Below are 11,528 nucleotides of genomic sequence, written 5' to 3'. Positions count from 1 at the left end.
TCGGCGGCCATGCCGCGCTGGTGGCTGAAGTAGAGGAACATGTCCGGCTCGGTCATCACGGTGACCCCGCCGGCCAGGGCGAGCGTCGACTCGCCGGAGTTCAGGGACTGGGCGGCCAGGTGCAGGGCGACGAGGGAGGAGGAGCAGGCCGTGTCGATGGTGACGGCCGGGCCCTCCAGACCCAGGCTGAACGCGACGCGGCCGGTGACCAGGCTGCCGCCCGTGGTCGCCGCGGCTTCCGTGCCCAGCGCGTAGTCGTGGTACATGACGCCGCCGAAGACACCGGTCTTCGTGCCGCGCAGGGTGTGCGGGGCGATGCCCGCGTTCTCGATGGCCTCCCACGACGTCTCCAGCAGCAGCCGCTGCTGGGGGTCGAGCGCCAGGGCCTCGCGCGGGGAGATTCCGAAGAGGCCCGCGTCGAAGTCGCCGGCGTCGTAGAGGAAGCCGCCCTCGCGGGTGATCGTCCGCCCGGGCTTGCCCGGCTCGGGGTCGTACAGGGCGTCGGTGTTCCAGCCGCGGTCCTCGGGGAACGCGGAGACGCCGTCACGGCCTTCGGCGACGAGCCGCCACAGGTCGTCCGGGGAGTTGACCCCGCCCGGGTACCGGCAGGCCATGCCCACGACCGCGATCGGCTCACCCGATGACCTGCGCTCCGCCGCGGCCAGCCGCTTGCGGGCTTCACGCAAGTCGGTGGTAGCCCGGCGTAGATACCCGAGAAGCTTCTCCTCGTTGCTCACCGAGCACACCCTCCTATGCCATTCGACGGCGCCCGGGCGAGATGCGCTTTCCCGTGCGCTCGGGGCAGGAATTTCGACCCTGCGCCGAGTCGGCACGCGTGTTCCACAAACTCGCGGCGGACTGAGATCTCTCGAAAATTACTTCGGTGGAAGGTGGTCCGCCCACCCCTGAGCACGGCCCCGGGCCCCCTAGGATCACAGCCGTCCCACCCCTCCCCGGCGGGGACCGGCCCTCCTGCCCGCCCCGGAGCGGACCTGACCCCTTGACGCGGGCAGCGGCACAACTGGGGTCCGGTTAGGGGTGGATAGGGGTGGCTCCGGAGCAAATCGCTCCGTTAGCGTTCAGTACGGAAACTCTGACGACAGTCAGGCGAATCGCCCATCCGGAAATACGCATGCTTTCAGGGATACAGAAATGCCTTACAAAGGCCCGGCGTTAGCAGTCCGCGTCCGTACCGGCGATCCGATTTCCGTGCAGGATCTCACTCATATCAATTCCGACGAGCGCCTGGGGTACCGCACCCCACGGCGCTCATGCTGTCTTCCGCCGCTCCACGCAGGACCCGTTCCCGCCCCCACCGTTCGCGGCGCAACCCCCCACCGACCCCTCCACCCCCCAACGAGTACGTGACACGCGTGTGCGTACCTGATACGCTCTGCGTGCCGCGTACGCCGAGAGGATATGGACGATTGCCATGACGGAACTGAAGCCCAAGGCAGGAACGAAGGAGTGGATCGGCCTCGGAGTGATCGTTCTGGTCACCCTGCTGGTCTCTGTCGATGTATCCGTGCTGGGATTCGCGATCGCGCCGCTGAGTGAGGACATCTCGCCCACGGCCTCGCAGCTGCTGTGGATCATGGACATCTACAGCTTCGTCCTGGCCGGCACCCTGGTCACCGTCGGCTGGCTCGGCGACCGCATCGGCCGCCGCAAGCTGCTGCTGATCGGTGCCGCCCTGTTCGGCGTGGCCTCCGCCTGCGCCGCCTTCTCCACCAGCCCTGAGATGCTCATCGCCTCGCGGGCCCTGCTCGGCCTCGCCGCGTCGACCCTGACGCCGACGTCGCTGGCGCTGATCCGCAACATGTTCCACGACTCCAAGGAGCGCAAGACGGCCATCGCGGCCTGGGGTGGCACGCTCACCTCGGGTGCCGCCATCGGTCCCGTCGTCGGCGGTCTCCTGCTGAACAACTTCTGGTGGGGCTCGGTCTTCCTGATCAACACCCCGGTGATGGTCCTGGTCCTGCTCTCGGCGCCGTTCCTGCTCCCCGAGTACCGCGACCCGAACCGCGGCAAGCTCGACCTGCTGAGCACCGCGCTCTCCCTGGCCGGCGTCATGACGCTGATCTACGGGTTCAAGGAGCTCGTCATCGAGGGCTACAGCCAGGGCGCGGTCGTCTGGGCCGTCGTCGGCGCCCTCCTGGTCATCGCCTTCGTGATCCGTCAGAAGACCGCGGCCAACCCGATGATCAACATCTCGCTGTTCCGCAGCGGCGGCTTCAGCGGCGCGGTCATCGTCAACCTGATGGTCGCCTTCGCCCTGATGGGCAGCAGCGTCCTGACCAACCAGTACCTCCAGATGGTGCTCGGGTACTCCCCCCTCACCGCCTCGCTGTGGTCGCTGGCCCCGATGCCGGCCATCGGCATCGCCGTCGCCCTGTCGGCCTCGCTCGGCCGCAAGGTCCGCCCGGCCGTCCTCATCGGCTCCGCCCTGGTCATCATGGCCGCCGGCTTCGGCGTCCTGACGATGGTCGAGGTCGACTCCAGCATCGCGATCGTCCTCGTCGGCGTCGGCCTCCTGGCCGGCGGCATGGTGGCGTCGAAGACGCTGGCCGCCGAGATCGTGGTCACCTCGGCCCCGCCGGAGCAGGCCGGTTCCTCGGTGGCGACCTCCGAGACCTTCACCGAGTTCGGCATCGCCTTCGGCTTCGCCTCGCTCGGCTCCATCGGCTCCGCCGTCTACCGCGACGACATGGCCAAGATCAGCCCCGAGGGCGTCACCGGCTCGGCGCTTGACTCTCTGCGCAACACCATCGGCGGTGCGGCCGACGTGGCCGCCCACCAGTCGCAGCAGGTCGGCGCCCAGGTGCTCGACGCCAGCCGGGAGGCCTTCACGCACGGCCTCCAGGTGGCTTCGATCGCCGGTGCGGCCCTGATGCTCCTCACCGCGGTCATCACCACCCTCCTGCTCCGCAAGACCCCGATCGAGGCGGCACTGCCCGGCGCCGTCGAGGCCGCGCAGTCGCAGGAGCCCCAGCACATCCCGACCACCGCAGGTGCGGCTTCCACCCCCGCCGCCGCACCGCACTCTTCGGTCGCCTATCACTGATCCGCGATAGGCCCCCGGAGGGCCCGAAAGACGTCCGCCCCGACCACCACCCGGTGGTCGGGGCGGACGTCGTCCGGGCCCTCCGGGGGCTGGCCGGCAAGCCGGTCGGCGCCAACGCACCGCCAGCCCGCGAGATCCGAAGAGACACCCCAGGCCTTCGACGGTGAGGCTTCGGGCGGAGACGGCGCGGCATGGCGGCCTCACCAGGGAATCGGCCCGTCCTCGGCCACAAAGACGCCCGTCGGGCCGTCCTCGCCCGCCGTCGCCAGGTCAACCGCCACGGCCGCACCCTCCTCCGCCGTGCGTATCCCGGAGTGGCGGTTGAGGTCGGTCGCGCAGTAGCCGGGACTCACCGCGTTGACCAGGATCCCTTCGGCGCGCAGTTCATCGGCGTAGAGCACGGTGATCGCGTTCAGCGCGCTCTTCGAGGTGCAGTACGGGAGGAGGATCGAATAGTAAGCGGACCACGGGCTGCCCGGGTCGGCCAGGTGGGTGAGGGAGCCGAGTTCGCTGGACATGTTGACGATGCGTGCGGCGGCGGAGCGGCGCAGCAGGGGGAGCATGGCGTGGGTCACCGCGATGACGCCGAACACGTTGGTCTCGTAGACCTGCCGGACGGTGGCGGCGGGGGTTTCACTCGGCTTTTGCGGTCCGGCGGCGATCGCGGCGTTGTTGACGAGGATGTCGAGGCGGCCGAACGTGGCGTCGATGTGCTTGGCGGCGGCCTGGACCGAGGCCTCGTCGGTGACGTCCAGCGGAACGAACCGTACGTCGGCGCCGCCCGCGCGTAGCTCCCCGGCCGCCGCCTCGCCACGCTCGGCGTTGCGGGCGCCGATCAGCACGGTGGTGCCGAGGGCTGCGAGCCTGCGCGCCGTTTCCTTGCCGATGCCCTTGTTCGCACCGGTGATCAATGCAGTCTTCTGCGAAGTCGTCATGGCACCCAGCCTCCCCTCACCCACGGGCGGCAGGGAAAGACCGGAAGACTCTGGATCTATAGTCCACAGATATGAGTGAGCTAGAGGTGCGGGAGCTGAGGTACTTCATCGCGGTCGCCGAGGAACTGAACTTCAGCCGGGCCGCGCAACGCCTGGGGATGGCGCAGCCCCCGCTGTCGAAGGCGATCGCTCAGATGGAGTCCCGGCTCGGGGTACGCCTGTTGGAGCGCACCACCCGGCAGGTGAGGCTGACCACCGCCGGTCAGGTGCTGCTCGACCAGGCCCGGATCGCGGTCGACGCGGTGCACGCGGCGGCCCGGCGAGCACGCCGGGCCGGTCAGCCGACACCCCAGCTCGTCGTGGCGGTCAAACCGGGAGGCGATGCCGGGCTGCTGCGGGAGATCCTCGCCGCCTACCGGGGAACGGGTTCGCATCTGCCGCCGCCCGAAGTCGTCGTCGGCGGCAGCGGAGAGCCGATCACCATGCTGCGGGACGGCCGTGCCGACGTAGCGCTGCTGCGCAGCCCGTTCGACGGGCAGGGGCTGGATCACCAGACGCTCGTGGTCGAGCCGCGACTGGCCGTCCTCCCCGCCGCGCACCGTCTGGCCGGACGCCGGCGACTGCGGCTGACCGACCTCAAGGGCGAACCGATCCCGCGCTGGAAGGGGGCCGCCCCCTCCCACACCGCCTACTACACCGGATGCGACGGGGCGGAAGCGGGCGATGGCCACACGGGCTCGGCGCCGGCCGACACCCCCGAGGGGCCGCTCGTGGCCAGCGTCGAGCAACTCCTGGAGGTGGTCGCGCTGGGGCAGGCGGTGGGGTTCCTGTCGCTCTCCACCACCGAGCGGCACCAGCGCCCGGACATCGCGTACCGGCCGGTCACCGGCCTCAGCCCCAGCGCGGTCATGGTCGCCTGGCCGGAGACCTCGCGATCCGCAGCCGTCGCCGCCTTCGTCCAAGCCGCCCACGACGTCGCCACCCACCACCCTGACCACATGACCGCACTGGCCTGACCGGCGTGCTCACCCCCTGGTCGCGCCGACCACGCGCTTCTCTCCTCGCCCCGGTACCAGACGGCAACCGGCGCGACGGTCCACCCGGAGCGGGGACGAGGAGAAGCTGCCGGGTCAGGGCAGGTCAGGGCAGGGCAGGGCAGGCCGGTTCAGGCCAGGGGGTCGTCGCCGGCGTTCTTGCGGATCAGGACCTCTACGCCGTCGAGGACGCGCTCCAGGCCGAACGTGAAGTCGTCGTCCGTCTCCTGGAAGGTGCCGGCCTCGATCAGTTCGCGGACCGCGGGGAAGGTCTCCGCGTCGACGAACTTGTCCATGGCCCGGCCGTAGTTGGCCATGAGCTCTTCCTCGCTCTGGTCCTGGCTGGTCAGCGGCATGGACACCTGCGCGTTGTTGCGTACGTAGCCGACCATCAGCAGCATCACCGACAGCTTCTCGTTCGGTGAGAGCCCGGTGCGGCCGAGCGTGCGCAGCCCGCACTCGAGCCAGCTCATCTGGCCCGGCTCCAGGGGCGGCCCGCTGACCGGGACCTGCAGCATCCACGGGTGGCGCCGGAAGATCTCCAGGAACGCGCGGGCCCACAGCTCCAGGCCGCCGCGCCAGTCCTTGTCGCTGCCCTCGAGCAGCGGCGGCTTGCCGTACGCCATGTCGACCATGAGCGAGTGGAGCTCGTCCTTGCTCGACACGTGCCGGTACAGGGACATCGTCGCGAAGTCGAGCCGCTCGGCCACCCGGGCCATCGACAGGGAGCCCAGCCCGAATTCGTCCGCGTACTCGATCGCCGCCGTCACGATCCGTGCCGCGCTCAGGCCCGCGCGGGCTCCGCGCTGCTCCTTGCTGCGCAGCTCCCACAGCACGTCGATGCTGCCCGGCAGGCCGCTGCCCTCGTTACTGGTCATGGAGCGTCCCGCCTTCATTCGTCCTCTTCGAGATCCGGAGAAGATGCCGTGCGTATCACGCACGCATCAGTGACATGGTATGCGTCACCAGGCCGTTTTCCCGCACCCCGGCCGGAATGCGGCACCGGGATACGGGAAAGGCTCCCGCCGGATTCGGCGGGAGCCGTTGCCGGCCGGGCCCCCTCAGCCCAGGTGCGCGGAGATCTCCGCCAGGACGGCGCCCGCCTGGGAGTTGAGGTAGAAGTGGCCGCCGGGGTACGTGCGCAGCGCGTACGGGCCGGTGGTGTGCCGCTCCCAGGCGCGCGCCTCCGCGGGCGTCACGTGCGGGTCGCTGTCGCCGGTCAGGACGAAGAGCGGGCAGGTCAGCGCCGGGCCGGGCTGGTACCGGTAGGTCTCGGCGGCCCGGTAGTCGGCGCGGATCGCCGGCAGGATCATGCGGACGATCTCCGGGTCGCCGAGCACCGCGGTGTCGGTGCCGGCGAGCCGGGTGATGTCCGCGAGCAGGCCCTCGTCGTCGCGCAGGTGCACGCGCTCGTCGCGGACGGTGGACGGGGCGCGGCGGCCGGAGGCGAACAGTCCGTGCAGCACGGTGCCCTCGGCCTCCAGGCGCCGGGCTACCTCGAAGGCGAGGGTCGCGCCCATGCTGTGCCCGAAGAAGGTGACGGGCCGGTCGCACCAGGGGCGCACCTGCGCCGCGAGGGCGTCCGCGAGCTCGGTGATCGAGTCGAGGCAGGGCTCGTGGCGGCGGTCCTGGCGCCCCGGGTACTGGATCGCGAGGACGTCGGCGCCCGGGGTCAGCGCCCGGGAGACCGGGAAGTAGAAGGAGGCGGAGCCGCCCGCGTGCGGGAAGCAGATCAGCCGGTGTCCGGCGTCCTGGCCGCCGGGGTGGAAGCGGCGCACCCAGGCGCCGGTCTCCACGGGGATGGTCTGTGTGGTCATGCGGTGTACTCCTTCGGCCGTGACCCGACCGCCGCCCGGCCGCGGATCAGCTCCGGGGAGGCGGGGTCGAGTTCGCGGGGTCCTGCGTCGAACTTGCACCGGACATGGAAGAGGTCGTTCATGAGGTCGGCCGAGCCGATCTTCCGCGAGGGCCCGCGCTCGGCGATCCCGGCGATCGGGAGCTTGCCGGTGTCGGCCCAGCGCAGCCGGCCGCCGGAGTCGATGTAGCTGCGCGCCCGGCCCGCGTTGTCGGGGTGCACGCAGTACGGGACGTCGAGGTAGCCGTGGCGGAACGCCTTGAGCAGGGCCCGCCCGAGGTCGTCGTCGAGGTTGAGGACCGCCTCGACCAGGGCCCGCGCCTCCTGGTAGGTCGGGGAGTCGGTGAAGGTGTCGTCGCGGCCGCGGCCGGTGCGCAGCGCGGTGTCGCTGGCGTATTCGAGGGCCTGGACGTTCTCCGCGATGGTGGGGATGCGGCGGGCCTCGGCGGCGGTCTTGACGATGAGCCGTTCCGCGCCGGTGGTGACGGCGAGCCGGGCGGCGCTGGCGAGCAGCCCGTACGCACCGTGGTCCGTCTCCGGGTAGACGCCCATGTAGGCGTAGATGACGACGTGCCAGTTGGCCACCGGCAGCATTTCGGCACTGAGCCGGCGCAGCGCGGTGACGGCCTCACGGTCCTGGACGGGGTCGGTCTGCTGGGCGTAGCTCATGGATATGGAGCGCAGGCCGCGCTGGGCGAAGAACATCGCTTCGAGGAAGCTGATGGCGACGAGCTGGCTGGGCGGGCACAGCTGGCCCAGCATGCAGCCGCCGAAGGTCTCCAGGTGGGGTTCGATGCCGACGTCCTGCATGCGCACGTACAGGTCGCAGCAGTCCTCCCAGTTGCGGATCGCGTCGGCGAGCGGGGTGCGCCCGTAGGGCAGGCAGTACGAGACCGGCCCGCCCTCCGTGGCGTTGAGGTTGAGCCGCATCATCGCCCGGAAGATGTCGATGGGCGTGGCGGAGCCGTGCCGGACCTGGACGGGGAAGGTCTGGTCGCGTACGCCGTCGAGCACGGCGGCGGTGGTTTCCGCCGGGTGGCTGACGACGGGGTAGCCGTTGAGGTCGATGCCGTCGCGCAGGGCGGTCTCGACGGCCTCCAGGTTCCCGACGCGGGTGTAGCTGTCGAGGGTGAGGGTGCCGACGGTGGCGGCGTCGGCGGCCTTGGTGGCGACGAGCCCGGTGCGCATCCGGCCGGGGTCGCCGAAGCCCATGCGGGGCTGGACGACGAGGCGGCCGTTGCCGCCCTCCCTGCGCACGAACTCCCCGAAGTCGACGGGGGCCGGGCCGGCGGGCCGCCCTTCGCGGACGGCGGTGAGTTCGCTCATGCGGAGACCCGGGCGTGGTCCGCGGCCTCCACGGCCTGCCGCCGGGGCTCCGACGGCAGGGTGGCGAGGAAGGCGTGGAACGCGGCGATCGGGTCCTGGCCGTCCTCGAACACGGCGTCGAATCCGGCGGCCATCAGCTCGTGGGTGCGGCTGGCGCCCTCGCCTCCGTCGGTGCCGAGCTTGCCGCCGATGACGATGGGCGTCGCGGCCAGCGGGGCGGCGTCCCGCAGCTGTCCGATGACCCGCATCCCGTCCTGGTAGCCGTGGCCGTTGACGCTGCTGATGACGATCATCTCGGGATTGCGGTCGCGGCATTCGGAGACGAGCAGTTCGTCGGGGACGCACGGGCCGAGGTTGACCACGTCGTACCCGCACTCCTCGATGAGCACCTGGAGGAAGACGAGGTTCCAGGTGTGGGAGTCGGAGGCGAGGGTGGTGACGATCACGGTGCCCTTCGACCGCTCGACGAACGACTCCGTGCCTCTGGCGGACAGGTCATGCATCATCGCCCTCCACACTCCGGTAGGTGCGTACGTGTTCGATGCGGGAGACGGACACGACCTCGCCGCCGGAGACGGCGACCTCGGTCGGGGCCGGACGCCCGAGGAACATCAGGAGGCTCGACGTGGGCCCGTACGCACCGGCGTTGGGGATGCGTACGAGGTCGCCCTCCTCCAGCGGGGGCAGGTCGATGCCGCGGCCCAGGACGTCGCCGGGGGTGCACAGCGGGCCGACCAGGCTCGCCTTCTCGGTCTCCTCCCCCGCCTCGACCTGTACGGACACGGGCAGCAGCCGGCCGAGTCCGGACATCCCGCCGAAGGTGTTGATGCCGGCGTCGAGGATGACGAACTTCTTGCCCCGGCTGATCTTCACGTTGCTGACGCGCGCCACCAGGGTGCCGCTGTCGCCGGACAGGTAGCGGCCGGACTCGACGGCGAGCCGCGGCGCGCCTTCGCGCCACTGCGGGAAGTGGAGGTCGAGCGAGGCCTCCAGCTCGGTGCGGAGCTTGGGGTAGCGGGCCCGCTCGCCGTGCTGCGCGTACGGGACGGAGAAGCCGCCGCCGATGTCGAGCAGGCGCAGCGGGACGCCCAGGTCGTCCTGGATCGCGGCGGCCACCCGGATGGTGTGGGTGAGTTCACCGATGAGGGCTTCCTCGTCGGCGGCGTTGCTCTGGGAGAAGAGGTGGAGTCCGGCGATGCGGGTGCCGGGGACCGAGCGCAGCTGCTCGGCGAGGCCGGCGACGGTCTCGCTGTCGATGCCGAACTGGGTGGGGGCGCCGGTCATCCGGATGCTGGTGGTGGCGCTGGCCGAGGCGCTGTTGATGCGCAGCAGGCAGTCGGCGACGGTGTCGTGTTCGAGGGCGGCGCCGCCGATGTGCTCCAGGTCGCTCAGGGATTCGGCGGAGAAGGTGCGCACGCCGGCCGCGATGGCTTCGTACAGCTCCTCGGGGGTCTTGCCGGGGCCGGTGTAGAGGATGTCGGAGCCCGGGTAGCCGGCTTCGAGGGCGTTGGCGAGCTCACCGGTGGAGCTGATCTCTGCCTTGCAGGCGGGGCCTTCGCCGTCGCGCAGGGCCCGTACGAGGTCGACGTGCGGGTTGGCTTTGAAGGCGTAGAACACCTCGAAGCCCTCGGGCAGCCAGCCGAACAGGTCCCGGCGGGCGGCGCGGGCGCGGTCGAGGTCGTAGACGTAGAGGGGGGTGCCGTACTGGCGGGCGAGCTCGGTCGGCTCCATGGACGGGAAACTCACTTTCCACTTCCTTCGAGCAGCAGGGCCAGCTCTTTGCGGGCGTTCTTGCCGTGCTGGGTGAGCGGGAATTCGCTCAGCACGCGGACGATCGCCGGGACCTTGGCGGGCTCCAGGCGCTGGGCGACGCCCTTGAGCACCTCGGCGGGGGTCAGGTCGGCCTCGACGAAGAGGGCGAGGTCGTGCTTCTCTCCGGGCGCGAGGGCCGCGGCGGCGCGCACTCCGGGGATGTCCATGGCGGCGCCCTCGATCTCGAGGGTGCTCATCCGCAGGCCCTTGCGCTTGAACATGTCGTCGCGGCGGCCTTCGAAGTAGAGGTAGCCGTCGGCGTCGAGGTGGCCGTAGTCCCCGGTGTGCAGGCTGCGCTGCCCGCTGGCGGGGTCGGTGCGGAAGGTGTCGGCGGTGATCTCGGGGCTGTTCCAGTAGCCCGGCATGACGTGCGGGCCGACGGCGACGATCTCGCCGACCTCGCCGACGGGCAGCTCGTTGCCGTCGGCGTCGACGATGAGCACGCGGGTGCCGGGGAGGGGGAGGCCTACGGCGCCGGGGCGTTCGCGGTCCTCCTCGGGCGGCATGACGGTGATGCGCTTGGCCTCCGTCTGGCCGTACTGGCGCACCACGCGGGCTCCGGGGAAGTGCTCGCGCAGCGCGTCGATGGTGGCGGGCGGCAGGGCGGCGCCGGTGTTGGTGAACATCCGGACCGGGGCCTGCGGCTCGGTGTCCCGCTTCGCCAGGCTGACGATCATGGTGGCGAAGGAGGGGACGATGGGGACCACGGTGGCGCCGGTCTCGCGCATGCGGCGCACCAGCGTGAGGTCGGAGTCCTGGTCGGCGAGGACGATCTCGCAGCGGGCGATGCAGGTCATGACGACCTTGTAGAGGCCGTAGTCCCAGGACATCGGGAAACGGCAGAAGACGATGTCGTCCGACCGGTAGCCGAGTGCCTCGACCAGGCCCCGGGAGGCGAACGCCACTTGGGCGTGCGGGCAGACGACGCCCTTGGGGGCGGCGGTGCTGCCGGAGGTGTAGATGAGGGTCGCCACGTCGTCGGGGCGTACCTCGGAGGTGATGCGGGCGCCTTGCGTGCGCAGTTCCTCCACCTCGGACCACACGTCGGCGAGCGGGTGCACCGCGCCGACGGCCTCCTGGAGGCCCGCGCCGGTCTCGGCGTTGCCGATGGCCAGCTTGGGCCCGGCGTTCTCGCTGACCTGGCGCAGGTGGTACGGCTTCATGGTGGGGTTGAGCGGTACGAACACCGCTCCGGCCCGGGAGGCTCCGTAGAACATGGCGGCCAGCTCGCGGCTGGTCGGCAGCTGGAGCACGACCGGGTCGCCGACGCCGATGCCGCGGCCGTGCAGCCAGGCCGCGAAGGCCTGGCTGTACTCGTCGAGCTCGCGGTAGGTCCAGGCACCCGCGGCGTCGCGGATGGCGGGGGCGTCCGGCGCCGCCGCGGCGGCGGCGTCCAGCAGCCCGTGGACGGTTTCCTTTGGGGACGGTCCGGGTCCGGGAGCAATTCCGGCTGCTGCGGATTCTTCGCGTGCGGATTCTTCGCGTATCGAATACGAGAGGCT

General features: G+C 70.9%; 10 protein-coding genes. 2 read left to right on the top strand and 8 right to left on the bottom strand.

From position 1 onward, the window contains the following. The coding region (locus tag K7B10_RS40210; protein ID WP_229345955.1) for a beta-ketoacyl synthase N-terminal-like domain-containing protein at positions 1-737 on the bottom strand (737 nt) is incomplete at its 3' end. Positions 738-1,432: 695 nt separating this feature from the next. Between K7B10_RS40210 and K7B10_RS40205 the strand changes: the two genes are divergently transcribed. Further along, positions 1,433-3,064, top strand: a complete 1,632-nt coding sequence (locus K7B10_RS40205; protein WP_229345952.1) for an MFS transporter — start codon at positions 1,433-1,435, stop codon at positions 3,062-3,064. A gap of 200 nt (positions 3,065-3,264) precedes the next feature. On the opposite strand, the gene K7B10_RS40200 is transcribed toward K7B10_RS40205, so the two are convergent. Continuing rightward, positions 3,265-3,999, bottom strand: a complete 735-nt coding sequence (locus K7B10_RS40200) for an SDR family oxidoreductase (protein ID WP_229345950.1) — start codon at positions 3,997-3,999, stop codon at positions 3,265-3,267. 71 nt (positions 4,000-4,070) lie between these two features. On the opposite strand from K7B10_RS40200, the gene K7B10_RS40195 reads away from it, so the two are divergent. After that, positions 4,071-5,015, top strand: coding sequence for a LysR family transcriptional regulator (locus tag K7B10_RS40195; protein ID WP_229345947.1), 945 nt, complete (start codon positions 4,071-4,073; stop codon positions 5,013-5,015). 149 nt (positions 5,016-5,164) lie between these two features. On the opposite strand, the gene K7B10_RS40190 is transcribed toward K7B10_RS40195, so the two are convergent. From K7B10_RS40190 to K7B10_RS40165, 6 genes are all read right to left on the bottom strand, one after another. After that, entirely contained in the window at positions 5,165-5,911 is a 747-nt protein-coding gene (locus K7B10_RS40190) for a TetR/AcrR family transcriptional regulator (RefSeq protein WP_229345945.1), read from the bottom strand. 183 nt (positions 5,912-6,094) lie between these two features. Further along, positions 6,095-6,850: a thioesterase II family protein gene (locus K7B10_RS40185; RefSeq protein WP_229345942.1), complete on the bottom strand. Its 756-nt coding sequence runs from the start codon at positions 6,848-6,850 to the stop codon at positions 6,095-6,097. Next, positions 6,847-8,214, bottom strand: coding sequence for a methylaspartate mutase (locus tag K7B10_RS40180; RefSeq protein WP_229345940.1), 1,368 nt, complete (start codon positions 8,212-8,214; stop codon positions 6,847-6,849). The genes K7B10_RS40185 and K7B10_RS40180 overlap by 4 nt, the downstream gene beginning before the upstream one ends. Beyond that, positions 8,211-8,720, bottom strand: a complete 510-nt coding sequence (locus K7B10_RS40175; RefSeq protein ID WP_229345937.1) for a cobalamin B12-binding domain-containing protein — start codon at positions 8,718-8,720, stop codon at positions 8,211-8,213. The genes K7B10_RS40180 and K7B10_RS40175 overlap by 4 nt, the downstream gene beginning before the upstream one ends. Beyond that, on the bottom strand, positions 8,710-9,945 hold the full coding sequence (locus K7B10_RS40170) for a type III PLP-dependent enzyme domain-containing protein (RefSeq protein WP_229345960.1): 1,236 nt from the start codon (positions 9,943-9,945) through the stop codon (positions 8,710-8,712). The genes K7B10_RS40175 and K7B10_RS40170 overlap by 11 nt, the downstream gene beginning before the upstream one ends. Before the next feature lie 11 nt (positions 9,946-9,956). Next, positions 9,957-11,426 carry an AMP-binding protein gene (locus tag K7B10_RS40165; RefSeq protein WP_229345959.1) on the bottom strand — a complete coding sequence of 490 codons (1,470 nt, stop codon included), beginning with the start codon at positions 11,424-11,426 and terminating at the stop codon, positions 9,957-9,959. Between the last annotated feature and the right edge of the window lie 102 nt (positions 11,427-11,528).

The sequence above is a fragment of the Streptomyces flavotricini genome, assembly GCF_020639365.1.
In the GTDB taxonomy this organism is placed as follows: domain Bacteria; phylum Actinomycetota; class Actinomycetes; order Streptomycetales; family Streptomycetaceae; genus Streptomyces; species Streptomyces flavotricini.
Note: the sequence above shows the minus strand (reverse complement) of the source record. Positions and strands in the feature narration are given on the sequence as shown.